This window comes from Viridibacterium curvum (assembly GCF_039544165.1).
Taxonomy (GTDB): domain Bacteria; phylum Pseudomonadota; class Gammaproteobacteria; order Burkholderiales; family Rhodocyclaceae; genus Viridibacterium; species Viridibacterium curvum.
Genome location: NZ_BAABLD010000008.1, coordinates 992,649 through 1,019,012 on the forward strand (window position 1 = coordinate 992,649; position 26,364 = coordinate 1,019,012).

Genomic DNA, 26,364 nt, shown 5'->3' on the forward strand with positions numbered 1-26,364 from the left:
GCTTTCTGCATCGATCTTGAAGGCATTGCCAGTCTGAATCATGAAACTCTCAATGGCGAGTCAACCTTCCTCTCCACGCGTCCTGCTGCCACCCCGCATCGCCATGGAGGGCGACGCGCCCGATGGCGTGGTGCTGCAGCTGGAGGGTGCCTGCATGGGCACGACCTGGCGCGCGCGCGTTGTGGCCGAGGGTCATGAGCAGGCGCGTGCGCTGCAGGCCGGCATTGCTGCCGTGCTGGAAGAGATCGAGGCGCAGATGAGCCACTTCCGCCCCGCTTCGCCGCTGCGCCGCTTCGGCGAGCTGGCGGCGGGTGAGTGGATGCCCTTGTCGCCGCAGTTTGCGCAGGTGATGCGCGCGGCGCTGAGTGTGGCGCAGGCCAGCGACGGCGCCTTCGACCCGGCTGCTGCGGCGCTGATCGAAGCCTGGGGCTTCGGTGCCGGCCAGCGATTTGTCGACGCCGGCTTTGCGCCGCCCGCCGTTGCCCCGAGCCCCAGTGCCTGTTGGCGCCGGCTGCAACTCGATGCGCAAGACCGCCTTCGGCAACCCGGCGGCGTGGCCCTCAACCTCGCCGCGATTGCCAAGGGCTTTGCGGTCGACGCCGTGTCGCGCTGGCTCGCGCAACAGGGCTACGCACACCACCTTGTCGAAGTCGGTGGCGAGCTGCGGGGCACCGGCATGAAGCCCGATCTGCAGCCCTGGTGGGTGGCGCTCGAAGCGCCCGCAGACAATTGCGATCTGCCCGCGACACGCATTGCCTTGCATGGACTGGCTGTCGCCACCTCGGGCGACTACCGCCGCAGCTATCACCATGCCGGTCGCCGGCTGCAGCACACCATCGACCCGCGCAGTGGCGCACCGGTGCGCCACACACTCGCTGCCGTCTCGGTCGTGCATGAGGAATGCATGCTGGCCGATGCCTGGGCGACGGCGATCATGGTGCTCGGGCCACGCGACGGCCTCGCACTGGCCGAGCAGCAGGGCCTGCGCGCGCTGCTGCAGTGGCCGGATGAAACGGGCCGCTGGCAGGAGGCGAGCAGCGCGGCCTTCAATGCGCTGGTGGCGGAGCCTGAACATGCTTGAACTGGTGGGCAACGAGGCGCGGATCGCGGCGGCACTGGTGTTGCTGCTGGCCTACGTGGCGTACTGCGTATTCCAGTACCGACGCTTTCATCGCGCCGCTGGCGGCAGCGTTGCGGACTCAACGGCAAGTTCCGTGTGGCTGATCTACGCCAGCCAGACCGGGCAGGCCGAAGCGATTGCACGCCACAGCGCACAGGCGCTGAGCGATGCGGGTTGCCCGGTGCGCATCGCACGTCTCGATGAGCCCTGGATGGCGCAGGCTGCCGCCTCGCGCTGCGTCCTGTTCGTGGTCAGCACGCATGGCGAGGGCAGTGCGCCGGATCATGTCGCCCGCTTTGTGCGCGACACCCTGCAGGCAGGGCCACAGCCTGCGCTGCATGGCCTGCGCTACGGCGTGCTGGCGCTGGGTGATCGCAACTACGCGCAGTTCTGCGCCTTTGGCCGCGCGCTGGATGCGTGGCTCGCCGGATCAGGGGCGCTTGCATTGTTTCCGCGCATCGAAGCCAACCAGCTCGATGCCGACAGCCTGGCCAGCTGGTCGCAGGCGCTGGGCAAGCTGGGTGCCGCCCAGACCACGTCGCCGCTGAGCGACCAAGTCGCCTTCTCGCCCTGGCAATTTGTCGAGCGCACGCTGCTCAACCCCGGCAGTGCAGGCCAGGCGCTGTGCAAGGTCGTGCTGCGCCCCGCAGCGGGTGGGCTGCCTGACTGGCAGGCCGGCGATCTGGCCGATGTGCAGCTGCCCGAAGATCCCGCTCACCCGCGCAACTACTCGGTGGCCAGCCTGCCGGGCGAAGGCCGCATCGAACTGATCGTGCGCACGCGCATCCGTGAGGACGGGCAGCGCGGTCTGGCTTCCGGCTTGCTCAACGAGACGGCGCAGGCGGGCGACACCATCCTGCTGCGCGTGCGCCGCAACGCCGGCTTCCGCTGTGATGCGGGCACCGACACGCCGCTGATCCTGATCGGCGCGGGTGCCGGGCTGGCGGGCCTGCGTGCGCACCTGATGGCGCGGGCCCGGGCGCTCGCTGCAGCCGGGTTGACGCCACCCGAGCGCTGCGCCTGGCTGATCTTCGGCGAGCGTTCGTCCGCGCATGACCGGCCCTGCGCCGACGAATTCGCGCGCTGGCAGCGCGAGCGTGTGCTGACGCGCGCCGATTTCACTTTCTCGCGCGACCAGACCCGGCAGCCCTATGTGCAGGACGTGCTGATGGCGAACCCGCTGGAGCTGCGCCTGTGGGTCGATGCCGGCGCCAGCCTGCTGATCTGCGGCGCGGCGAATACGATGGCGCAGGGCGTGGATGAGGCGCTGCGCAGCATTCTCGGCGGTGAGCGCGTGGATGCGCTGGTGGAAGCGGGACGCATCCGCCGCGATGTGTTCTGAGGCGAGACCTGTTGTCCGGCTGAAGCCGGACCTACCCAGGCAGCTTCCGTAGGTGCGACTTCAGTCGCACAAAGCCCGGCTCACCTGGCACCGGCTATGAGCCGAGGACGTGTCGCTGCGCTGCCTACACCCGCTGATGCCGCGTCGCGTACGCCGCCAGCTCGATGTTGTTCGCAACATGCAGCTTCTGCGGGATGCGCGCGCGATAGGTGCTGATGGATGCGCTGGTGGAAGCGGGGCGCTTCCGCCGCGATGTGTTCTGAGGCGAGACCTGTTGTCCGGCTGAAGCCGGACCTACCCAGGCAGCTTCCGCAGGTGCGACTTCAGTCGCACAAAGCCCGGCTCACCTGGCACCGGCTATGAGCCGCGGACGTCTCGCTGCGCTGCCTACACCAGCTGGTGACGCGTTGCGTAGGCCGCCAGCTCGATGTTGTTGGCAACATGCAGCTTCTGCAGGATGCGCGCGCGATAGGTGCTGATGGATGCGCTGGTGGAAGCGGGACGCATTCGCCGCGATGTGTTCTGAGGCGAGACCTGTTGTCCGGCTGAAGCCGGACCTACCCAGGCAGCTTCCGTAGGTGCGACTTCAGTCGCACAAAGCCCGGCTCACCTGGCATCGGCTATGAGCCGAGGACGTCTCGCTGCGCTGCCTACACCAGCTGATGCCGCGTCGCGTACGCCGCCAGCTCGATGTTGTTCGCAACATGCAGCTTCTGCAGGATGCGCGCGCGATAGGTGCTGATGGTGTTTGCAGACAGTGAGAGCTGCTGTGCGATCTCGCCCACCGCATGACCGCGTGCCAGCAACTGCAGCACCTGGAACTCGCGGTTCGACAGCGACTCGTGCGGCGCGCGCGTCGTATCGCGGCGGATGTCGTGCGCCATCAGGTCGGCTACCGTCGGCGTGATGTGCGTGCCCCCCTCGGCGGCACGCTGCAGCGCCGCCAGCAACTCTTCGGGCGCGCAGCCCTTGTTGAGGTAGCCATTCGCGCCGCTGCGGATGGCGCGCAAGGCGAACTGCGACTCCGGATAGACCGACAGCATGATCACACCCAGTCGAGGGAATTCGCTGCGCAGGCTGCCCAGCACATCGAGCCCGTCGCGCTCGCCCAGCGCGATGTCGAGCAGCACAACGTCAACCGTCTCCGCGCGCAGCACGCGCAACGCAGCCGGGCCATCGGCGGCTTCGTGGATGCTGCCGATATGCGGTGACTCGGCGAGGATCTGCCGCAGCCCGCGACGAATGATCATGTGGTCGTCGACCAGCAGGACGTTGAGGATGCGTGGGGTCATGGTGTCGGGTAAGGGACGCGTCGTGGGTCTGCAGGGCGGGCTTCAACCCGACGCCCCACTTGCAACAGCGGGCCCGGCAGGGCTGCGACGGGGGTTTGTGCGGTTGAAACCGCACCTGCCAAAGCCTCCGCACGTGTGCGGTGAAGGTCTGCATCATTCATGCCGAGAACGCCCCCCTGATCAGCAAGCGCACCGTGGTACCGGCGTCCGGTTCGCTGTGAATCGCCAGCTCGCCGCCGATGGCGCGCGCGCGTTCCTGCATGCCCAGCAGGCCGAAGCTCGTTGGCTGTGCCGGCACGCGCATGCCGCAGCCATCGTCGGCCACTTCAAGCTGCAGGTCGCGCCCCACCGCAAAGGCGGCAAGCCGAACATGGTCGGCGCGCGCATGGCGGCTGATGTTGGTCAGCACCTCCTGCACGATGCGGTAGACCGCCGTTTCGGCCTCGCGGCCCAGCCGGCAGCGCTCCACGTAGTCTTCGCAGTCGAGCTGGCAGCGCAGCTTGCTGCGCTGCTGAAAGTCGGTGAGCAGCGACTCCAGCGCCGCCCACAGGCCCAGGTGATCGAGCACGCCGGGGCGCAGGTCGTTGAGAATGCGCCGCACCGCCCCCATGCCCGCGCGGCTCATGTCCAGCATCTCGTCGATCTTGCCGCGCAGGGCCGTGTCGTCGATGCGGCCGCGCAGCCAGTTCATCTCCAGTTGCAGCGCCGTCAGCGTCGCGCCCAGCTCGTCGTGGATGTCGCGCGCGATGTGGCGGCGTTCTTCTTCGCGCACCACGTTCATGTGTGCCGACAGCCGCTGCAGCGCGTCGTGTGATGCCTGCAGCCGCGCCGTCGCCTCCGACAGCTCGGCCGTGCGCTCGGCCACCCGGCGTTCCAGTTCATCGTGGGCGCGTTGCAGCGCAGCCTGCGTCGCGCGTCGCTCGGTGATGTCGTTGAAGGTCACGACCGCACCAACGACCTTGTCGTTGTCACCGCTGTTGTCACGAATGGGGTAGGACGCGTACTCCGCCGGAAATGACGAACCGTCGCGGCGCCACAGCACTTCGTCATCGACGCGCACGCCGCGCCCTTCCTGATACGCCTTGAAGATGCGGCACTCATGCACCGGCATGAGTTGCGCATCGGCATGCGAATGGTGCATCAGGTAATGCATGTTGCGCCCCAGCACTTCATCCGGGCTGTACCCCAGCAGGTCGGCCCCGGCCTTGTTGATGAAGATGCAGCGCCCATGCAAATCAATGCCATAGATGCCTTCGCCCGTCGATTCGAGCAAAAGCTCCAGCTGGCGCCGCCAGGCGTGGTGGTGGGAGAGGGCGTGGAGGTTGGCGAACATGCCCTATTGCAAGCAAAGGCGGTGCCGGACATTCATTGCGCGGTTTAACCCCGTTTCCTGACCTGCCTCGTTCAAGCAATGTGGCGCCCGTGTGGCGGCGCCGATTCCTGAGGGAGCTGAACATGAAACGTCTTGTCATTCCGGTATTGTTGACGCGGCTGCTGGCTGCATTGGGCCTGGCTGTGGGCCTTGGCTTGGGGCTTGTCGCCTGCGGCAACATGCAGACAGAGACCCCCGCATCGCAGCAGGGCGCGCAGAAGGCGCAGCCCACGGTGGTGGTGTCGCCGCCCGCTCCGCAACCCGATGTGTCCACCCGTCCTGCGCCGTCGCGCGATGACCGCGCCAAACAGGAGCAGCCCAAGCCTGTTGCTTCGCCCGCAGAGGCCCGCCGCGAGCAGATGGCTGACAAGCGCATCGCGGCAGCACCCGTGGCGGCCGGCATGCCATCGCCCTACTCGACGGTGATGCAGCAGCCCGTCGCCGAAGAGCGCGAGCGCTATGGTCAGATCAACGACAACCCGGTGCACCTCGTCGCTGAGTCACCGGTGTCGACGTTCAGCATCGATGTTGATACGGGCAGCTACAGCAACATGCGCCGCTTCCTCAATCAGGGGCGCTTGCCGCCGGCTGACGCCTTGCGCGTTGAAGAGCTGATCAACTACTTCCCTTATGACTACGCGCAGCCCACCGATGGTCGTCCCTTCGCTGTGCACACCGAACTCGCACCTGCACCGTGGAATGCGCAGAAGCTGCTGCTCGCCATCGGCATCAAGGGCAAGGATGTCGCCAAGCAGAGCCTGCCGGCGGCCAACCTGGTGTTCCTCGTCGATGTGTCGGGCTCGATGAATTCGCCTGACAAGCTGCCGCTGCTGAAGTCTTCGCTCAAGCTGCTGGTGAATGAGATGCGCGCGCAGGATCGCATCTCGCTGGTGACCTATGCTGATGGCACGGGCATCGTGCTGCCGCCGACTGCGGGCACCGACAAGGCGACCATCAATGCGGCCATCGATGCCTTGCGTGCGGGGGGCAGCACGGCGGGGGCTTCGGGCATCCAGCTCGCCTACAGCGCCGCGCAGCAGAGCTTCATCAAGGGCGGCATCAACCGCATCCTGCTGGCCACCGATGGCGACTTCAACGTGGGCATCTCGGATACGCGCCAGCTCAAGAGCCTGATCGAAGAGAAGCGCAAGTCGGGCATCTCGCTTTCCACCCTGGGCTTCGGCACGGGCAACTACAACGAAGCGATGATGGAGCAGATCGCCGACGTGGGTGACGGTGCCTACTCGTACATCGACAACCTCATGGAAGGCCACAAGGTGCTGGTGAACGAGATGACTTCGACGCTGGCGACGATTGCGCAGGACGTGAAGGTGCAGGTCGAGTTCAACCCGGCGACGGTGCAGGAGTATCGCCTCGTTGGTTACGAGAACCGCATCCTCAAGCGCGAAGACTTCAACAACGACAAGGTGGATGCGGGCGACATCGGTGCGGGCCATACGGTGACCGCGCTGTACGAGATCACACTCAAGGGCGCGCCGGGCCTCATCGATCCGTTGCGTTACGGCGTCACTGCGGGCGCTTCGCTGGAGACGGCGAAGCTCGGCAATGAACTGGCCCACGTGAAGTTGCGTTACAAGCTGCCGGGCGAGTCCGGCAGCACGTTGATCGACCGGGTGGTCAGTCAGGACGCGCAGCGCGACATGGCGCAGGCCAGCAACGAGTTCCGGTTCGCGACAGCGGTGGCGGGTTTTGGCCAGCTGATGCGTGGTGGCAAGTACACAGGCAACTGGAAGTTCGCTGACGCCCGTGCCCTGGCCGCCGCTAGCGTGGGCAAGGATCGCTTCGGTTATCGCGGGGAGTTCCTGCGGCTGGTGGATCTGGCGTCGTCCTTGTCGACGCGACCGATGGCACGCAAAGAGGACTGAGGAGCGCGGCGAGGCGGCTTTGGTGGGTCCGCCTTCAGGCGGACAGCCAACGGTGGGGCGCGGGGGTGCGTTGTGCGACTGAAGTCGCACCTACGTTCGTCTTTGTTGGCGCGCCCGACGGCATGCAAAGGGGACTGAGGAGTGGGGCGAGGCGGCTGTGGTAGGTCCGCCTTCAGGCGGACAGCCGGTGGTGGAGCGTGGATGGGCGTTGTGCGACTGAAGTCGCACCTACGATGCTCGTGTTCTTTCGCGCATTCCGCCTCGCCCCTTTTATACTCGGCCCATGTCCGCCGAGCTCGCGAAACTCCCCGACGAAGAACTGATGTTGCTGGTCGCCAATGGCGTCATCGAAGCGCCGGCGACCGAGCTGTTCCGTCGTCACAACCGTGCCTTGTACAACTTCGTCGCCTGGCTGTGCCAGGGCAACGCGGCCGAGGCCGAGGACATCACGCAGAAAGCCTGGGTGAAGCTCATGACACGCTGTGCGGACTACAGCCCGCAGGCCGCCTTTCGCACCTTCATGTTCCAGATCGCCCGCAATTCCTGGCTGGATCTGAAGAAGAGTGCGGCCGAGCAGACGCGTGAGGAGGTTGAAGAGCTGCCCGATGTGGCGGTGGATGATCTGGGCGTCGACACCGTGCTGGCCCTGCAGCAGGACATCGGCCGCGTGCGTGCTGCCCTGTTGCGCTTGCCGCCAGCGCAGCGCGAAGTAGTGGCGCTGCGCTATTTCAGCGAGATGAGTCTCGAAGAGATCGCCCACACGGTGGGCGAGCGCTTCGAGACCGTGAAGAGCCGCTTGCGCTACGCCTTTGCGCGACTGCGCAACGAGCTGGAGGCGCCGTCATGAGTCGCGCTGCGGAAGAATTCATCGAGGGGCGCGGTCATCTGGCGGCCTTGCTGGCGGCTGTGCCGCAGTTCGAGCCCCCGGCTGGCATGGAGGCCTGGTTTGCACAGCTGGCGACGGCTGCGCAGACGCAGCGCGCTTCGCTGAGCTTCGAGCCCCCGGCCAGCCTCACTGCGGGCTTCCTCGCCGAAGCGGCGCGCATCCAGGTCGCCCAGCAGCCGAGGGCGGATGCGGTGATTGGCGCGATGAAGGCAGGCAAGCCTGCGCGTGAAGTGCTGGGGCACGACGTCAGCGAGATCACCTCGATGTGGGTGGAAGCCCAGCCGCAGCGCCAGAGCGCATCGCCAAAGCGCGAGAAGAGCCGCTGGATGATGTGGGCGCCGCGCTTTGCGCTGGCCGGCGTGGCCATCGTGGCAGTGGGCATCGGCGTGCGTCACTGGCAATCGCCGGAACTGTTGTCGCCGGGCAGCGATGTGGCGGCAGAGGCGCCCGCAGCCGCAACGGCCACAATATCGGCCACAGGAGGCCTCCTGGCAGACAGCGCGCCTGCGACGCCGACCGGGGTGCCGGCCGCTTCGGCACCGCCCCCCATGCAGGTGATCACGCTGGAGCCGCGCGCTGTCGTGTCGGTCGTGCCCGATAAGAAGATGCGCAGCGGTGCGGCACAGCAACCGACGCCCAGCGATGAGGACATGGCTGCCGTACTCAATGCCTACGAGTCCGCACGCATGGCGAGGCGTGCCGAGCGGGCCGAACCCGTGCGTGAGCAGCAGGAGCCGCTGCGACAGGAGGTACTGGCGGCCGCCCCCAAACCCGCTGCACCCGCCGCCGGCGCGATGGCGGAGTCCGTCAGCGGCTATGCCGACAAGCGTCTTGCCAAAGCCGATGCTGCGCCGGTGGTGGCTGCCGCTCCTGCTCCTGCTCCTGCTCCGGCCCGCGCCGTGGCACCCGCGCCGGCCGCACCTGCTGAGCCCGAACACCTGTCGGCGCGCAAAGGTGGTGTGGCCTTTGATTCCAGCCTTGGCAGCTCGCCCCAGCTGGCCGCCCGGCGCTGGGTGCTGATGGGGCAGAGCAAGGCTCCCCAACTCCGTGTGGCCGATGTGCGCGCACCCGCCGTTCGCATCTGGGCGGAGGCCTTCCGCCAGGCATTGCCCCCTGCAATGCGTCCCGCCCGGCTGGTTGTTCTGCCTGACGGATCTCTGTCCGAGGATGCGTTGCGGGTCGAGCAAATTCCCCGTTAAGCCTTGTCAGCAGGGGGTTTGCGGCATTTTTGCCATGTAGCCGACTGACACCTATTTGCAAAAAACGCAAAAAATTTTCCACAGAACGCGTTTCTGGCAATTTTTGTCTGGCCTGGAAAACCCGTACGGTTTAAATTCCGTCACTGTAAGAAAAAGACCGACATCTGGACGACCGTTCCGGGAAGTGGGTCGCATACATAACAACAGCAGTTGGCAGGAGACAGACATGACGCAAATCGATTTGCGCCGCGGTGTCGTGGCGTTCGCATTCTTTGCCCTCGCGGCGTGTGGCGGGGGTGGCGGAGGCGGGGGGGGCGCGGCAGGTACGGCAGGGGCCTCCTCTTCGGCAGGCAGCAGCGCAGGCGCTTCGTCTGCCAGCAGTGTTGCAAGCAGTGTCTCAAGCAGCAGCGATTCGAGCAGCAGCGCCAGCTCCACCAGTTCAACCAGCAGCACTTCGGCCGGTTCCGCTTCCAGCACCAGCGTGTCCAGCGGCGCCATCGATGCCAAGACCCTGACCGATACCACGGCGGCGCCGTTCAACGGCTGGTCGGGTTTCGCCAACATCGGCAAGCGTTCCTACCTCGCCGCCAGCGACCCCATCAACACCGCCAACCACGTGGCGACCGCCACGCCGGCACCGGGCACGCCGACGGTCTATCCCGTCATCTCGTCCGACCCCACCGGTGGCGTGTTCACCATCGAGCGTGAAACCGCGCCGACCACTGGTTGGCACAGCTTCTACCGCAAGGACGGTACGGTGGGTAACCACCAGCCCGTGCTGGTGACTGGCGGCTCGTCAGCAGCGGCCAATCGTGTCTACACCTGCGGCACCAAGAAGTGCATCTTCGATGCGATCAAGGAAGCGAAGAACGAGCCGAAGATCATCCGCATCTACGGCAACATCGACATGCGTGTCGATGACGATGGCGTGTTCCGCGAATGGACGAGTTGGGATGACCAGAAGGGCTCGTCGATCCTGATCCCGTCGAACACCACCCTGATCGGCCTTAATGCCTCCGATGGCTCGCCCGCGCGCCTGATCTCGGCCCAGGTCGAAATCGGCAAGGAATTCGCCAGCACGGTGAACTCCAGCCTCGCCGACTACGAGTACTGGATCAAGACGCTCAAGAAGCCGCAGGAGGATTACCCGGGCTGGACGCGTAACGTGATCGTGCGCAACCTGTGGATCCAGACCAACTTCGACGTGCAGCCGGAGGGTAGCGCCGATGCCTATTACGACGGTCTTGTCGTGGCGATGGCGCAGAACGTGTGGATCGACCACGTGACGATCACCGATGGCCAGTACAAGGACAAGGACCTGTCCGGTACGCGTCACGACGGTGCACTCGACATCGTGCGCGGCTCGGACTATGTCACCGTGTCGAACAGCGCCTTCATCGAGCACGGCAAGACCAGCTTGGTGTCGAACAGCGACTCAGGTCGTCAGTGGAGTGATGAGAACCGCTTCCACGTAACCTTCGACAGCAACTACTACAAGGACACCGGCCAGCGCATTCCGCGTGTGCGTTGGGGCCAGGTGCACGTCATCAACAGCTACGTGTCGGGTGATCGGGATTCGACCACCGGCCACCAGTTCGAAGGTGGCGTGGGCGTCGGCTACAAGGGTGATGTGTTCATGGAGAACACGCTGTGGTTCATCGAACCGACCAAGGCAACCGAAGCGTGTAACAAGATCGTCGTCGATCATGGAAGCGGCATCAGCTTCCGCCAGGCCAACACCTGGTTGAAGAGCGTGAAGTACCTGCCGTCCGGCCTTGATGTGAGCACCACCATGTCTGCTTGCGGCTTGCCGAATGTGACTGCATGGACACCGCCCTACAGCTACTCGCTGGAAGCCAATCCGCTGAACCTCGAGTGCACCATTCCGAACAAGGCGGGTGCAGGCAAGATCGGCAAGTTTGCTGTGACCAGCACGACTTGCTCGTCGTCGAGCTCCAGCGCGGGTGGCTCGTCGTCTTCCGCCTCGTCGTCGAGCTCGTCGGCCGCCTCGTCGTCGTCGTCCAGCAGCGTTGCTGCGCCGGTGTGCACGGCGGCCTTCGTCTGTGACACCGGTGTTGGCGCGCAGATGATGGCGAGCGGTGTCACGGCAACGGTTTCTGACTCCTATAGCGCAGGCGTCTATACGATCAATGGTGCTGGCAACGTCACGACCTCAACCAGCTACCAGCACTACTTCAAGTACATGCCGCTGACGGGGGATTTCGTCATGACCGCCCGCATCTTGTCGCAAGGGGGTAGTTCCGACGCGGCTCGAGCCGGTTTGCTGGCCACCGATTCCCTGTCCGGCAGTGGCAACTTTGCCTGGACGGCACGTTATGCCTCGACCGGCGATATCCGCGCAGCCATCAACGCCAACAACAAGTCCTCGATTTCAGGGTTCAGCACTTCGACGGTGCCGGTCTGGGTGCGTATCAAGCGTGTGGGCACGGCCATCTATTCGTCCGCATCAACGGATGGGGTGACCTGGACTGACAAGACCAACCTCTCCGTCTCGGCGTCCACTCTGTATGTGGGCTTCGCGGTGTCGTCGGGCAGCACCTCGGTGTCGACGACGGCTACTTTCGATAACTTTACCGTCACAGGCGGCGGCTTGCCCTGAGCCGATGGGCCGGCAGAATGAAAAACGGCAGCCCATGGCTGCCGTTTTTTTGTTGCGCTTTGCTCAGAGTCAATTGCGGAGTTTCGCAGCGGTGTCTTTTACGCGATCGCGCGAAGATTGCAGCAAGGCTTGCTCGCGCGCAGCTTCCTGATCCAGCTGACGAGCCAGGACCAGGTATTCCTGCAAAAGGGCATCTGTCCGGAAAAGCAGCTTTTCGTTTTCGAGCGCTATGTCCGCAAGATTGCTCTGCATGAACTGATAGATCCGCTCGTACAGTTTGATAACGCGCTGCTGGTTCTCCGTGTACTCCATTTGATAGGCCATCTGTATGGGCAGGCGGGTTTCCAGACCCCGCACAAACTCGTCTCGTTCGCGTGTGGGGATACTCAGCGCACGTGCGTCTGACAGCAAGGATTCAAAAACGCTGTCCAGCCGCTGCTGCCGTCGATCAACGGCAGCCAGCATCGCAGGGATGTTCGACAGGACTTTCTGTATGTTGTCGCGACGGACCATGAACGAAGGGGTCAGAATGAGCTCGTCGATCAGCACGTTCAGATCGTTGGCATATTCCTGCTGCACAGACATTACCTGGTCCGCCAGCCCAAACATGAGCGCCGTGGTTGGATGCACGGATGTACGTGATACGACGGCACCACCCTGGCCGTTGGCGTTCGCATCAAGCATGTTGGCGAGCACTTCCTGCTCCAGTCGGGGTGGAGTCAGTCTGGCCCGGTCAAGCACGTCATCAAGAGCGGCCTTCAACTTTGCCGATCTTGCGAGATTGAGCGTGGACAGGACCCTGTTGAGCCTGACGGCATCACCCGAACGCGCGAATGCTGCCTCGGCGTTCAACGCTTCCTTGATGGCGGCTGGGCCATCCACATCAATTCTGGCGGCGGCGCGACGGCTTGCAGCCTGGAATGCCTGTCCTGCAGGGCTGCGCAAGGCACGGATCGTGTAGGCCACGTCCTCTCGGCTAATTTCCGTGCTCAAGGCGCCAGCCAGCGCCATGACAAGGCGATCCCGGAGATCTGGCGCATGCATACGCGTTTGTATCATGGCGAGAATCTGCTGATTTTCGCTGTACTGCTTGAGCAGGCGGCTCTTCCAGACGCTGAGCAAGACGTCGACCAGGTGAGTGGCCTCGATGATCTGGATGGCATCCTGATTGACGGGAGGTTTGGGCTGCGTTGCAAACTTGTTGATGGCTGGGCCGGGATTGACGGTTTGTGCCTGACTGCCGGCAGGCAGTGCGCCAACCAGGGTAGCGAGGACGCAGAGGTGAGTCAGTTTCTTGAAAGGGGTCATGGTTTAAGTACCGCGATTTCGAGCAGGCTTGCTTGGTGAGCGAAGGTGAAGATCATGCCTTTCTCGAGCGACAGCCTCAGGTAGGCTTGACGTTTGATCTCCTGGCCGCGTTGTTGCAGGTACTGGGCAATAAAGAGGTAGCCCTCGGCCAGCTGTACTTCAAGAGCGTCACCGCTGGCCGACGCCTGAATGTCAGCAAGCAGCTTCTCCGGGCTTATGGCCCCCTTCAGCAAGGCCAGTCCGGGCGCCGGCCAGGCGGCAGTCGTGCTCGTAGTGGTGACAGGCCGGCCCAGCCGGAGCTCGCATAGCGCCTGCCAGTAGTTCGCCCGTTCACGCTGGGAGTCGGTGTTACCGGCGGACATGGCACGTGCGAAATCGCCTCGCGCATCTTCGTATCGGCCAAGGTGGTAAGCACTCAGTGCACGCCGCATCCACAAGTCATGACTGTTGTCGCCCAAGGCCACGAGCCGGCTGAAGCCGGCGTGGCTGGCGATGACGTTGCGTTCCATGAGCTGGACGACGCTGCGGCAATAAACGGCTGCACGGGAGTCGGCATTGTCATGCAGGGCGCTCTCGGCATCCTTGCGCGCCGCTTCAAGCTGGCCGAGGTAGGCTTCAGCCAAGGCACGTTCGCACAAGAGATCGACCGGACTGACGCCCAGCTTGCTGGCTTGCGGCAAGCGTTGCGTAGTGGAAGCAACGACTTCCTCGTAGTGTTGTCGGACGGTCTGCTTGAACGGGATATTGGGGCGCTCGACCCTGATGTCCCGGGTGTCGACGGAGAAGCTGCTTGACAGCATCGCATTCGACAGCCGCAGGTTATTGAGGAAGGTCGGGACGCGCGACGCATCGATACGGTCCGAGGTGATACGCAGTTCAACATGAGCCTGTGCCTCGCGGCCGTTGAGCGTGAGATGCTGTTCGAAGCGATAGCCTGGTTCTTCGATGACTTTGTCATACGGCGTGCGCTTCGCGTCGAAGTTCTCAGGCAGGGTGATACGCAGGCCATAGCGTCCGACGAAGGGGTAGGAAGGGAGCGCCAGGGGGGACGTACGGCGCCCGTTGGTGGGAACATAGAACTGCTCGGTCAAATTGCTGGCGAGGTAACGCATGTTCCAGTCGTTCTGATCTTTCTCGGCAAAGCCGGTCACCCGGTACCGAAGGCGAAGGCGCAGGGTGTTGCGCTCCTGATCGTCTTCAATAACCGGGTCCTGCAGCAATTCGGCCTGGTTATAGCGTCGATCGAGATAGCCGCTGTAGAACTTGCGGATCTGTTCTTTCGCGGCATTGCGGAAACCATGGCGCACGCTTTCGGCGTTGAGACCGGCGAACTGGATCTCGATATCCAGCTCGGCTGGTTCATCCATGCTCTTCAGGCGGAAGTGCTCGGCGCGCTCTATGGTGATCAGCGCGTCGCGCGCGGCTGGAGTGCGTTCCAGTCGGTCATTGCCGTCCTGCACGACCAGCAGGAGGGTGTCTGTGTGTGCGTCACCGATGGTGTCCAGCGTGCCGCTCTGCTCGGGCAGCGTGGCATCAAGAAACCAGCGGCGATCCTTGAGGGCCACTTTCACGATGGCGTGATCAAAGTTCGTGGGGCTGGGCAGCAAGGTATCCAGGTTGCGTCGATAGTCTGTCGAGACGAGCACGGGCCAGGCTTGTATGCCAACCTCACGCAGCAGCGAGACAAGCAGCAGCGATTTGTCCTTGCAGTCACCGTAGCGTCGCGACAGAACCTGGGAGGGCGAGAAGGGGCGGTGCGAGTTCTCGCCCAGCGACATCGACACATACCTGATGTCGGCTTGCACGAACTTCAATGCGCGCAGGATCTGTTTCTCAGGGTCGCGGATCGCTCGGAGCTCCCGCAGCAGCGATTGGGCTTCCGCAGGCAGTGGCTCGGTCCGGAACAGCCCCTGAGCCCAGCCCACCACTTCTTTCCAGCTGGCGAACTCGCTGGCTTGAACCCAGCGTAGAGGGCTGTAATCGGAGGGGGCGTATTGATCTATCTCCTGACTTCCGGAATTGCGCGATGTGAAGCGCGTCAGCGTTCGCCCGTTGCTAGTGATGATCTCGGGCTTCAGGTCTGCGCGCTGCGCGCTGCCCCCTATGACCCTGACGTTAACTTTGCGGCTGGCGGGTGCGTCGATGGTGTAGCGACGCACCCCCGATGCGACTGAAAACTCCAGTCCAGCACCGTCAAACAGCCGGTTGCCGAAAACCGGGTTCTGACCTATGAGGGAGTATTGGAGCTCCAGCGCATCACCCACGCGCAGATCTTCGACCACGATGGTGGCAGTCACCCAGCCGGTGAAGATGGCGTTCTCCACGTCTCTCTCGCGTTGTACAAAACGCACTTTTGCGCGGTCCAGCATGTCGATCTGATCGCTCCCACGCAGAATGCGTATGGCATGCAGCTTGACCTGCTGGTAGTCGGGCTGGAAGACGACGTCAAGCTGTCCCAGGTCCCTCAGGGATGCAGCCGTGTTGGCAGTGCTGACGCGTTTGACGAGGTATGTGGTCTGGTCACCAAGACGTACGTAGGTGTCGGACAGCCGGACAAAGAATGGCTCGTCTGACTTGTTGTCTGGCAATGGCAGCGCTGTCGGAGCCCAGTCCGGCAATCTGGTGTCGCGCACCAATGCGGAGTCCGGCAGACGGATTTCACGGACTTGAGGTTCGTTTTGCTGGGCAGAGGATGCCAGTGGCAACAGCGTGAACAGGATGCTGACGAAGCAGCACCGGAATGCAACGACGAGCGAGGGCTTCATGGATGTTTGTGCATGTCGGACCAGGCATCGATTCTAGGGCAGCAACTCGATCGCCAATTGATCTTGCCCGTCAGATCAGGACGCTTTTCTGTATCGACCATGCAGCAGGCATGACCAGCGCTGCGGCGCTGATCTGGCAATACGGTTCGCTGTGGTTGGGCGTGTTGCTGAGGTAAGTTGCTCCCGGGCTGCTCGACACCTTCTGGTCTGCCTGTCAGAACCGCTGGTGTTCGGCGAGGATTTACCGTTGCGGCGACCGATCCGGGGCTTCTACGCCATCGGACTGTTGCGCCAGCACCACATGGTCAATGCTGTCCTGCGCCTGCTTCGTGGCGCTGCAGCGCACGGCGGCATTGGTTCTTGCCGATTGCGCGCCATGAAGCACGCCATACCCCGAGTTATCAAAAACGCGTAAGCGCAAACAAAATCCCGCAAAGGGCACTTTTGGGCTGGCGAGAGAAATGCCGATCCCGTAGATTTCCTTCTGTAGGACAAAACCTGACGCCGACTCCAGACTTTGAGGAAGATTGGCGCATAACGATTGCTGGAGACAGACATGATGCAACTGCCCTTTCGCAGCAGTGCTGCGGCTTTGATGATCCTCGCCCTTGCGGCTTGTGGTGGTGGAGGTGGAAGTGGTAGCGCGGGCGGCACGTCGTCGTCAGCCGGAGTGTCGAGTTCGTCGACGGCCACGTCCAGCGCATCGTCCTCGAGTGCCAGCGTTTCGGTCAGTTCCAGCAGCGTAACCAGCAGTGCGGGTAGTTCTTCAGCCGCCAGCTACGCCTTCGTCGATCAGCAGGTCGGGTATTCGACCCTGAATGGCGGCACCACGGGCGGTGCGGGCGGCGCGACGGTGACCGTCACGACCGGAACGGAGCTCAACGCTGCGCTGTGTAATCGTGCCACGAAGACCACGCCGATCATCATCATGGTCAACGGCACCATCAATCACGGCAACACGACCAAGCAATCCGGTCAGTGCGACACCCTGGACGACGCCATCCAGCTCAAGGGGGTGCAGAACGTTTCCATCATCGGCGTGGGCAGCAATGCGCTCCTGGACCAGATCGGCATTCATATTCGCGATGCGAAGAACATCATCATTCGCAACCTGCATGTGCGCAATGTGAAGAAATCCGGCTCGCCAACTTCGAATGGCGGCGACGCGATCGGCATGGAAAGCAGCGTCTCAAATGTGTGGGTGGATCACTGCACGCTGGAAGCCTCGGGTGGCGAAGCGCAGGGCTACGATGGGCTATTCGACATTAAGGACGGCACCACGTACATCACATTGTCCTGGAGCATCCTGAAGAACTCCGAGCGTGGCGGGCTGGTGGGCTCCAGCGACAGTGACAACACCAATGGCCCGGTGACCTACCACCACAACTATTACAGCAATCTCAACTCGCGCATACCGCTGCTGCGTCACGCGACGGCGCACTCGTTCAACAACTACTTCGATGGCATCGTCGAGTCGGGCATGAACCCGCGAATCGGGGGCAAGATCAAGGCCGAGAACAACTACTTCACCAACGCCAAGAATCCGATCGGTACCTTTTACACCGATGACATGGGCTATTGGGACGTCAGTGGCAACATCTTCGGTGCGAATGTGACCTGGGTGCCCAATGTGGCCAACAAGGAACATCCTGCGGGCCCGGACCCCGTATCAACGACCTCCATCACCATCCCTTACGTCTATACGCTGGACGCAGCGGCGGACATTCCTGCCATCGTCGTGGCGGGGGCAGGGGCAGGCAAGATGCCGAACGGCTCGTCCTCAAGCAGCTCTTCCAGTACCTCCACTGTGAGTTCGAGCAGCAGCTCGGTCTCGTCCGTTTCGTCCAGCTCAAGTTCTTCCTCTGTTTCATCCAGCAGCGTCTCATCGAGCAGTGCCGCTGCACCCGTCTGCAGTGCTGCATTCAGCTGCGACACCGGTGTCGGCGCCGGGAACATGAACGCAGCTGTGACGGCTACTGGTTCGGACTCTTTCAGCTCCGGGGTTTACACAGTCAATGGCGCGGGTGTCATGGGTAGCGGTACCAGCTACAACCACTACTTCAAGTACATGCCTTTGACGGGCGACTTCACGATCACTGCGCGTATCACTGCCCAAGGTGGCAACCACGCCAACGCGCGCGCCGGGCTGCTGGCGGCCGAAACGCTTACGGGTACGCACAAGTTCGCGTGGGCCGCCCGCTATTCAAGTACAGGTGAAATCCGGGCCGCTATCAACGGGAACAATGGGTCAGCGATCAGTGGCGTTGGCAACACTACTTTGCCTGCCTGGGTTCGTATCAAGCGCGTCGGTTCGAATGTCACGGTAGAGGCCTCGACCGATGGCACGACCTTCTTTAACCGTGGCTCGGCAACGATGACGACAACGGAATCCACGCTCTATGTGGGATTCGCTGTTTCGTCGAACAGCAATACAGCGACCGTCACAGCGACATTCGACAATCTCACCATTGTGGGTGGCGGGTTGCCTTGACCCGGAGGTCTGGCAGAACGAAAAACGGCAGCCCACGGGCTGCCGTTTTTCGTTGCCCGCGAGGTATCAGACCAGTACCGGCTCCTGCTCCAGCCGCACACCGAACATGCCTTCCACGGCCGCGGTGACCTCGGCGGCGAGACGCAAAACGTCCTCACCCTTGCCGTCACCATGATTGACCAGCACCAGGGCCTGCTTTTCGTACATGCCGACCGGGCCGAGGTTGCGTCCCTTCCAGCCAGCGCGTTCGATGAGCCAGCCTGCCGAAAGCTTGACCGTACCGTCAGGCTGCGGGTTGTTGGCAAGCTGTGGCCAGTCGCGCACGAGGGCATCGAATTGCGCCTGCGTGACGACGGGGTTTTTGAAGAAGCTCCCAGCGTTGGGCAGCTTGGCGGGGTCGGGCAGTTTGCGTGAGCGGATGGCAATGACGGCGTCCGAGATGTCGCGGGGTGTCGGGGCGTCGATGCCGTTCTGCTCAAGGTAGCTCGCCACATCGGCGTAGCTGGTGACGGGCTGCCAGTCCTTGGGCAGGCGGAAGCTGACTGCGGTAATGACGAAGCGGCCGGCTGCACCCTGCTGCTTGAACAGGCTGTCGCGATAGGCGAACTGGCAGGCGTCCTTGTCGAAGCTGATGATGCGACCGCTGCGCAGATCCACGGCTTCGAGGGCGAAGAAGCGGTCGGCGAGCTCGACACCGTAGGCGCCGATGTTCTGGATGGGCGCTGCGCCGACGGTGCCCGGAATCAGCGAGAGGTTTTCCAGGCCGCCCCAGCCCTGGTCCAGCGTCCAGCGCACGAACTCGTGCCAGTTCTCGCCCGCGCCGGCGCGCACGATCCAGGCGTCGTCCAGTTCGGTGGCGAGCATGTGGCCGGGGATGCGCATGTGCAGGACGAAGGCGTTGAGGTCGCCCTTGAGAACGATGTTGCTGCCACCGCCAAGGATGAAGACGCGCTGCGTGGCGAGGTCGCCACGCTCGATCAGTTTGATGAGCTGTTCGGGCGAGTGGATCTCGGCATAGCGTTCCGCGCGGGCTGGCAGGCGCAGGGTGTTGAGGTCGGCCAGCGGGATGTCTTCGAAGATGGGCAGGAGCATGCGATCGGATTAGCGTCGGGCCTGTCGGCGATACTGGTCGAATGAGCGTGGCGCGGGGCTCAACCAGCGTGGCGCGATGGATTCAATGGCGGTGGGAGTCAGGCCGAATGGCAAAGGTTCGGCGCTGGCGATGTTGTCACGCTGCATGGAACGCACATTGTCGCGGCTCATGAGGGGGCCGGGCAAGCATTCCATGACGGCGGCCTGCAGCATGGCGAGGGCGTTCGGCAGGGGGATGACGATGACGTGCCGATGGGTGAGACGCGCGACGAGGCGCACGAGGTCGGCCAATTCGTAGATCTGCGGCCCGGCCAGTTCCAGAGTGCTGTCTGCGCCCTCGCCCGTGAGCAGGGCGTGGCGGATGGCGGCGACCACGTCCCCGACATGCACGGGCTGGAAGCGCGCATGCGCCCCGCCGAGTGGTAGCACCGGCGTCCAGCGCAGCAAGCGGGCGAACAGGTTGAGGAAGCTGTCCTGCGCGCCGAACACGACGGAAGGGCGGAAGATGGTCCAGCGGATACCGGGACCGGCCTCGCGGATGGCGGCTTCGCCGTCGGCCTTGGAGCGCAGGTACTCGGAGGGACCGTGCGGGTCGGCACCGAGGGCGCTGACGTGAATGATGCGGCGCACGCCGGTGAGTCGTGCGGCGGCTGCAATGATGCGCGGCAGTTCGACGTGGGCGCGGGCGAACTCGGGGCCGTAGGGGGTATCGGACTCGGAATGCAGCACGCCGACCAGGTTGACCACCGCGTCGGCGCACGCCATCAGCTGACTCAGGCGGCCGGTGTCGTGCACGTCGATCTCGACGATTTCGGTGCCCGGCAGCAAGCGCAGGGCTCCGGCGTGGCGCAGGGTACGCGTCGGCACAATCAGCCGCAGGCCTGCCGTGGTGAGTGCCTCGGCGAGTGCCTGGCCGATGAAACCTGTGCCGCCGATGAGGAGTACGGTGCGGATCATCCTGGTGTCTTGTGTGCAGGGTCGGGCCCCGGGCAGCCCGCATCAGAACCCGGGGCATGCGGGCCGGTCAAGCCGGCGCCATGTGTCGCCGATTCAAGGTGCGTCGTGTGCGGGCTCAGGGCTCCGCCTCGTCGCCACGTGAGCCGCCTGCATAGGCCGGCACGCGACCCATGAAGCGGGTCATCGACATGGGCTTGCCGTCGAAGAGCACTGAGTAGGCGACGGCATTGGCCATCACCTTCTTCACGTAATCGCGCGTCTCGGTGAAGGGAATCGATTCCGCATAGATCGCACCCTCCAGCGCTTGCTCTGCCTGCCACCGGCGGGCACGACCGGGGCCGGCGTTGTAGGCCGCCGTGGCCATGACCGGCGAGCTGGAGAGGCCGTCGAGCACGCTGCGCAGGTAGGCCGCGCCCAGGCGCACATTGGTATCGGTGTCGCCGAGGTCGCCGACCGAGAAACCTGCGACGCCGATCTGGCGCGCAACCAGGCGACCCGTGGCGGGCATGATCTGCATCAGGCCCTGCGCGCCGACCGGTGAGCGCGCCGAAGTGATGAAGCGGCTCTCCTGCCGCGTCAGGCCGTAGATCCAGGCCAGCGACAGCTGCTGGGTGCGGGCCTCGCGCGAGAAAGCGTCGTAGAACGGCGCGAGGTAGCGCAGGCTGTAGTCGTGCTGCGTCTTCGTGCGCTCGGCGGCAAAGATGGCGCGGTCGTAGATGCCGAGACGGCGCGCGTGTTCGGCGGCGGCGATCAGGCGGCGATCATCAAGACCGCGCATGGTCCAGTTCCATTCGCGCAAGCCTTCCAGGCGCATGTCCATGCGCAGCAGTGCGATGGCGCGCCGTACGCCGTCCAGTTCGGCAACTTGCTGCAGCTCCTGTGTGCTGGGTGGGGCAGGCGGGGCGGGCCAGTGCAATGGGCGGCCGAGTGCTTCGGCGGAGAGGATGCCGTAGAAGTCAGGCTCACCCGCGCGCTTCTCGTGCAGCGGGCGGGCCAGTTCCGGACGCCCCTGCATGGAGTGCGAGCGCGCCAGCCAGTAGATCCATTCTGGCTGGTTGCGTTGCAGCGGGCTCATCTGCTCGATGGCTGCCTGCACCCTCGGCCAGTCCAGTGCGCGCAGGGCCATGCGTACTTGCCAGGCAGCCTGCTCGTCGCTCATGGGCTGCGTGGCATCCAGCTTGCGCGCTTCTTCGAACCAGCGATGTGATTCCGGCATGTGCGTCAGCGCACCACCCCAGGCCAGCTGGCCCATGACGTAGGCCCGTTCGCCAGCGGTGTAGGACGCATCGTGGATGGCTCGCCAGCCCGCCAAGGCATTGCGCGGATTGCGCCGGGCCAGGCGTGCAACGCTGGCCAGTACCCATTCACGCGCGGCGCGGCTGCTGGCATTGCGTGCCGCGACGGACTTGAGATAACGCTCGGGATTGTCGAAAACCTGCGCCAGTGCGCCGCTGTCGCGCCCCTCCTCGCCCAGCATCGATACGGCATGCCGCGCTGCGCTGAGGCGATTGGCCTCGATCGTCCGGCGCACACGCCACCAGATGTCGTCGTTGCTTTTACGACTGCTGTCGACCAGCAGTTGCAAAGGCGTGAAGCAGCTTTCGGGTGTGTCGGTGAGCGTCAGCCACTGCGCTTCCAGTGCCAGCAAAAGGGCTTCGCTGGCGGGATTGCCCGCGCGAATGGCGAAGCACTGCAGCTCCTGATCGGGCTGCTGCAGGCGCGCGTATTCTTCGTTGAAGAGGGGGTACTGGCCTTCGCGGCCGAGACGCTTGAGCCAGTCGGCCCGCAGGCGTTCGGCAATAAAGCTACCGTCGTAACGGGTGAGGAAGGTTTGCAGCGCTGTCGTCGAAAAGCTCTCGCTGCTGCGTGCAATGCGTGCCGACCACAGCCAATAGCCGATATAGGGTTCGAGTGCATGGGGACCGGGGTCCGCCAGCATCTGTTCGAGCCGCGCGGTGTCGCCACGCTGCGCCGCCTCACGCGCCACGTAGATGCGCCGTTCACCGCCTTCTGTCACTGTCTGCGCAAACACACTGGCGTGGAGTCCCAAGCCCAGCAGCAGCGCGCACCACAAGCGCCTGACCATCAAGTACGATTTCCCTTCAACATGCCAGCGCATCGGCGCTGATATTCGCGGTCTCGCCGCAGCGATTGTGTAACCGAGCGAGCAGTGGAGGATAACACTTGCCTTCAGGGCACCTGGATCGTAATACCTTGCGCAAGCAATTGCTGGCGACGCGCGAAGCATTGAGCGACGCGGAGTTCGCGCGGCTCAACGAAGGTCTCTGCGCGCATCTCGCACGCTGGCTTGCCGCGCAGGACGTACGCACCCTGGCGTTCTGTTGGCCCTGGCGGGCAGAGCCCGATGTGCGCAGCGTCGTGCAGCATTGGCTGGCGGCAGATGCACAGCGCCGTGCCTGCCTGCCCGTGGTGGTGGAGCGCAATGCGCCATTGACCTTTCGCAGGTGGACGCCGGGCGTCCCGATGTCGGCAGACATCATGGGGATTCCCGTTCCCGGGGCGGGCGAGGTGGTGCATCCGCAGCTGATCATGATTCCGGTTAACGGCTTCGACGCGCGCGGATTCAGGCTGGGCTATGGGGGTGGTTACTTCGACCGTACCCTGGCGACCCTGCAGCCAGCACCGCTGACGGCAGGTCTTGGCTTCGAGCTGTCGCGCTGTGCCCGCATCGACGAAGCCGGACATGACCAGCCACTCGACTGGCTAATTACGGAAGCGGGTGCTGCGCGCGCCGACCGATGAAAAAAGGGAGCCGTAGCTCCCTTTGTTTTGCCGTGCGAGTGCTTACTGCCCGCTGTTGCGTTCGCCAATGTCGAACACCATCGGCTCACAGCCTGCTTCCAGCGGCGAATAACCGCAGCCGATGCGGCCGTGAGTTGGCAGCTCACATTCACCGTGCTTGAGCAACACTTCGGCCCCTTGCGCATCGACGAGGTACGTCCCGTTGGTGCTGCTGTCGATCAGCATGAAGCGACCTTTGCGCCACTCGATGCGCGCGTGTTGTCGTGAGGCACGGCGATCCGTGATGACTACATCGTTGGCCTCTTCGCGGCCGGCCAGCAGTACCGGTTTGAACTCCGAAACCAGCAGGCTGGCGCCGTGATAACGAAGCAGCAGGCGCGAACGAGTCTGTTCCGCAGCGGGTGCCTGGCGCGCCGGAACCGGGCGCGACGACGGCATGATCGTCGGCTCGTGCGGCGGTACGGTCAGCGGGCCATGCGATTGCGGCATCAGCAGGTTGCCGGGCTGCAGTTCAACGAGGGGCATCTGGAAGCCGCCCGTGCTGACTGACAGCTGCGTGGCCGAATTGATGTTGGCACGCATGCCTTCCGACAGCTTGCTTACCGCATCGCTGGAGAGAAGGATCTGGCCGGGCGAGGCGAACGGCAACAAGCTCAGCGCCAGTTCGACGCTTTCCTCATCCACGCCACCACCCTGCTTGGCGCGGCCCGAGTGCAGGACGATGCGCGCAGACAGCGTGATGCCAGACACCGGCGGCAGCTGGCTGATGCGTTTGATCATGTCATTGGCGGCGAGAGCGGCGCCGTCGCTGCGCGGGAAGTGCGCTGCCAGGCGACCCGGTGCGCCGGGCACGCGACTGCCCTGGTAGGCCTGGACTGAGCGCTCGGCGCGCGCAATGGCACGCTCGACAGCGCGGTCTGCTTCAGCAGCCCCCAGCTTGTCGGCGAGCTGGGTCGCGCCTGTGACTTCGGCCACCAGCAGGCAGCTTTCTGCTACAGCTTCTCGCATCATGTTTCCGTTTCCCCCGGCCATCATTGCTCTACCCCGCGGCTCATCCAGCGAATGGTTTCGGTAACCGGGCTGGCGATCGTCGTTGCCGCCTCTTCATCGAACACCAGGTCACCATCACCATTAACGGCACCGCGATCCAGCGTCTTGAAGTTAAACAGGTTGCCATCGGCGAGATGACTTGGCACTACGTTCTGAAGGGCAGTGGCCAGCGATTCGATTCGTCCCGGGAAGTTGCGCTCCCAGTCAGCGAGCAGCGCCTTGATCTGTTTGCGCTGCGCGTTCTCCTGCGTACCGCAGAGGTTGCAGGGGATGATGGGATAGTCCATCGCACGCGCGAACCTGGCGACGTCGGCTTCGGCACAGTAGGCGAGCGGACGGATCACGATGTGTTCGCCGTTGTCGCTTTGCAGCTTGGGCGGCATGGCCTTGATCTTGCCGCCGAAGAACATGTTGAGGAACAGTGTTTCAAGCAGGTCTTCACGGTGGTGACCCAGCGCGATCTTCGTGGCGCCGAGCTCTCGTGCCGTGCGGTAGATGATGCCGCGACGCAAGCGTGAACAGAGGGCGCACGTGGTTTTCCCCTCGGGCACTTTCTCTTTGACGATGGAATAAGTGTCTTCGGTAACGATGCGGTATTCGACACCGATCGATTCGAAATATGCCGGCAGGACCTCGGCCGGAAAGCCGGGTTGCTTCTGGTCAAGATTCATCGCAATGATGCGGAAATCTACCGGTGCGCGCTCGCGAAGCGCCATCAGCAAGGTCAGCAAGGTGTAGGAATCCTTGCCACCCGAACAGCATACGAGCACCGTGTCCCCGTCTTCGATCATGTTGAAGTCGGCAATAGCCTGACCGACATTGCGCAGCAGACGCTTGCGCAATTTGATCGCGTTGCCGGAGAGGCTTTCTTCCAGCGGGGGTGCTTCGAGCACGTTATCCATGGGGTGACCGCAAATCGTTTTTTACTGTATGGGCCTGATTATACGGTTGTGCAGCGCCGCAAGCCGTCAGATGCCTCCGCCTAGAAGGATGCCCCCTCTATTGGGTCACGACAAGCTTGAAAAGAGGGGAAAAAGCGGTAGCGGGCGTTCTGACGGATGAACGGGGAGCGCCGGACTGTGGGTAATTCGGCAAGCGTTCAGCGAGGCGGAACGGTGCGCCGACAATAGGTTCTGTTTGTCGAAACCGCTGCTTTGGATCCCCGGTTCAGGCGACTGCAGGACGTTGGCTGGCTTGCACGTACTCCGTCCGCAGGCGACCGATCAGGCTTGCTGCGTCTGGCGTGTCATGGATGTTGGCGACGCCATGCCCTGCGCTCCAGACATCGCGCCAGGCTTTGGCTTCAGAGGCCAGATCCTTCAGTTTCGCCTTGTCGGCCGTGGCCGTCAGCAGCTCCGGCGAGTAGCCGGCGGCGAGCAGAGAGGGCGCCAGGAAGTTGGCGTTGGCGCCCGAGATGGCGTCGGTGTAGACGATGTCCTGCGCGCTGGCGCTGCACAGCATCTGCTTGTAGGCAGGGTCAGCACGCGATTCAGTGGTGGCAATGAAGCGCGTGCCGACATAGGCAAGATCGGCACCCAGTACTTCGGCGGCACGGATGCCGTAGCCGTCGGAGATCGCGCCGCCCAATACGAGGCAGCCACTCCAGAACTCGCGGATCTCACGGATCAACGAGAACGGATTCTGCGTACCGGCGTGCCCGCCTGCCCCGCCAGCGATGGCGATGATGCCGTCGACGCCAGCCGCAGCGGCCTTGCGTGCATGTTGGGCATGGATCACGTCGGAGAAGACCACGCCACCGTAGCCATGTACGGCTTCGATGACCTTGCCAGGGTGGCCGAGACTGGTGACCACGAAGGGAACCTTGTGTTGCACGACCAGCGCAAGGTCTTCTTCGAGCCGCGTATTGCTGGCGTGCAGGATGAGATTGATGCCGTGCGGTGCGAAGTTGCCGTTTGCCGCTTCGCGTGCTGAACCGATCTGCGCCAGCCACCCGTCAAGCTGGCTGGCCGGTCGCGCATTCAGTGAAGGCAGGCTGCCGGCAACGCCAGCCTGACAGCAGGCAATGACCAGCTCCGGGCCGGACACGATGAACATCGGGGCTGCGATCACCGGGAGGCGCAGGGTTCCCTGGAAGCAAGCGGGCAAGGGCATGGTGGCGTACCGTCGTCGTATGGGGTGCCTGCAGCTTGCCACGCACGCAACAAAGCCGGCAGGCGGGAAACCCCGCGCTACCGACTTCGTGCGGTCTCGTCTGTTGCGC

The 26,364-nt window shown here is 63.8% G+C and carries 18 protein-coding genes; 8 read left to right on the forward strand and 10 right to left on the reverse strand.

Annotated elements, in window-relative coordinates; all coding sequences use genetic code 11:
- The first annotated feature begins 52 nt into the window (after positions 1-52).
- Positions 53-1,081 (forward strand): FAD:protein FMN transferase, encoded by a 1,029-nt coding sequence (locus ABEA02_RS12420; RefSeq protein WP_345533294.1) that lies wholly within the window; start codon positions 53-55, stop codon positions 1,079-1,081.
- The gene (locus tag ABEA02_RS12425) at positions 1,074-2,462 is read left to right on the forward strand and encodes an NADPH cytochrome P450 oxidoreductase family protein (protein WP_345533295.1); all 1,389 of its coding nucleotides are present in this window, start codon (positions 1,074-1,076) and stop codon (positions 2,460-2,462) included. The genes ABEA02_RS12420 and ABEA02_RS12425 overlap by 8 nt, the downstream gene beginning before the upstream one ends.
- A 650-nt stretch (positions 2,463-3,112) precedes the next feature.
- Here the strand turns inward: ABEA02_RS12425 and ABEA02_RS12430 are convergent.
- Positions 3,113-3,754 carry a response regulator gene (locus ABEA02_RS12430; RefSeq protein WP_345533296.1) on the reverse strand — a complete coding sequence of 214 codons (642 nt, stop codon included), beginning with the start codon at positions 3,752-3,754 and terminating at the stop codon, positions 3,113-3,115.
- Positions 3,755-3,911: 157 nt separating this feature from the next.
- Positions 3,912-5,087, reverse strand: a complete 1,176-nt coding sequence (locus ABEA02_RS12435; RefSeq protein ID WP_345533297.1) for a PAS domain-containing sensor histidine kinase — start codon at positions 5,085-5,087, stop codon at positions 3,912-3,914.
- 122 nt (positions 5,088-5,209) lie between these two features.
- On the opposite strand from ABEA02_RS12435, the gene ABEA02_RS12440 reads away from it, so the two are divergent.
- From ABEA02_RS12440 to ABEA02_RS12455, 4 genes are all read left to right on the forward strand, one after another.
- Positions 5,210-7,012 (forward strand): vWA domain-containing protein, encoded by a 1,803-nt coding sequence (locus ABEA02_RS12440; RefSeq protein WP_345533298.1) that lies wholly within the window; start codon positions 5,210-5,212, stop codon positions 7,010-7,012.
- A 283-nt stretch (positions 7,013-7,295) separates the two neighbouring features.
- The gene (locus ABEA02_RS12445) at positions 7,296-7,859 is read left to right on the forward strand and encodes a sigma-70 family RNA polymerase sigma factor (RefSeq protein WP_345533299.1); all 564 of its coding nucleotides are present in this window, start codon (positions 7,296-7,298) and stop codon (positions 7,857-7,859) included.
- Positions 7,856-9,097 carry a hypothetical protein gene (locus ABEA02_RS12450; protein WP_345533300.1) on the forward strand — a complete coding sequence of 414 codons (1,242 nt, stop codon included), beginning with the start codon at positions 7,856-7,858 and terminating at the stop codon, positions 9,095-9,097. Before ABEA02_RS12445 ends, ABEA02_RS12450 begins: the two co-directional genes overlap by 4 nt.
- Positions 9,098-9,323: 226 nt before the next feature.
- Entirely contained in the window at positions 9,324-11,717 is a 2,394-nt protein-coding gene (locus ABEA02_RS12455; RefSeq protein ID WP_345533301.1) for a pectate lyase family protein, read from the forward strand.
- Positions 11,718-11,786: 69 nt separating this feature from the next.
- On the opposite strand, the gene ABEA02_RS12460 is transcribed toward ABEA02_RS12455, so the two are convergent.
- Together ABEA02_RS12460 and ABEA02_RS12465 are read right to left on the reverse strand one after the other, a co-directional pair.
- Entirely contained in the window at positions 11,787-12,839 is a 1,053-nt protein-coding gene (locus ABEA02_RS12460; protein WP_345533302.1) for a hypothetical protein, read from the reverse strand.
- A 182-nt stretch (positions 12,840-13,021) separates the two neighbouring features.
- Positions 13,022-15,790, reverse strand: coding sequence for a DUF3857 domain-containing protein (locus tag ABEA02_RS12465; protein WP_345533304.1), 2,769 nt, complete (start codon positions 15,788-15,790; stop codon positions 13,022-13,024).
- Positions 15,791-16,346: 556 nt separating this feature from the next.
- Between ABEA02_RS12465 and ABEA02_RS12470 the strand changes: the two genes are divergently transcribed.
- Positions 16,347-18,281: a pectate lyase family protein gene (locus tag ABEA02_RS12470; protein ID WP_345533305.1), complete on the forward strand. Its 1,935-nt coding sequence runs from the start codon at positions 16,347-16,349 to the stop codon at positions 18,279-18,281.
- 66 nt (positions 18,282-18,347) lie between these two features.
- Here the strand turns inward: ABEA02_RS12470 and murB are convergent, their stop codons facing one another.
- From murB to ABEA02_RS12485, 3 genes are all read right to left on the reverse strand, one after another.
- On the reverse strand, positions 18,348-19,373 hold the full coding sequence (gene murB, locus ABEA02_RS12475) for a UDP-N-acetylmuramate dehydrogenase (RefSeq protein ID WP_345533306.1): 1,026 nt from the start codon (positions 19,371-19,373) through the stop codon (positions 18,348-18,350).
- Positions 19,374-19,382: 9 nt separating this feature from the next.
- Positions 19,383-20,330, reverse strand: a complete 948-nt coding sequence (locus ABEA02_RS12480) for a complex I NDUFA9 subunit family protein (protein WP_345533307.1) — start codon at positions 20,328-20,330, stop codon at positions 19,383-19,385.
- A 115-nt stretch (positions 20,331-20,445) separates the two neighbouring features.
- On the reverse strand, positions 20,446-22,416 hold the full coding sequence (locus ABEA02_RS12485; protein ID WP_345533638.1) for a lytic transglycosylase domain-containing protein: 1,971 nt from the start codon (positions 22,414-22,416) through the stop codon (positions 20,446-20,448).
- A 98-nt stretch (positions 22,417-22,514) separates the two neighbouring features.
- On the opposite strand from ABEA02_RS12485, the gene ABEA02_RS12490 reads away from it, so the two are divergent.
- Positions 22,515-23,093 (forward strand): 5-formyltetrahydrofolate cyclo-ligase, encoded by a 579-nt coding sequence (locus tag ABEA02_RS12490; protein ID WP_345533308.1) that lies wholly within the window; start codon positions 22,515-22,517, stop codon positions 23,091-23,093.
- Between the two features lie 42 nt (positions 23,094-23,135).
- On the opposite strand, the gene ABEA02_RS12495 is transcribed toward ABEA02_RS12490, so the two are convergent.
- From ABEA02_RS12495 to ABEA02_RS12505, 3 genes are all read right to left on the reverse strand, one after another.
- On the reverse strand, positions 23,136-24,104 hold the full coding sequence (locus ABEA02_RS12495) for an FHA domain-containing protein (protein WP_345533309.1): 969 nt from the start codon (positions 24,102-24,104) through the stop codon (positions 23,136-23,138).
- 20 nt (positions 24,105-24,124) lie between these two features.
- Positions 24,125-25,045, reverse strand: a complete 921-nt coding sequence (ttcA, locus tag ABEA02_RS12500; protein WP_345533310.1) for a tRNA 2-thiocytidine(32) synthetase TtcA — start codon at positions 25,043-25,045, stop codon at positions 24,125-24,127.
- Positions 25,046-25,310: 265 nt separating this feature from the next.
- Positions 25,311-26,255, reverse strand: a complete 945-nt coding sequence (locus ABEA02_RS12505) for an NAD(P)H-dependent flavin oxidoreductase (RefSeq protein WP_345533311.1) — start codon at positions 26,253-26,255, stop codon at positions 25,311-25,313.
- Between the last annotated feature and the right edge of the window lie 109 nt (positions 26,256-26,364).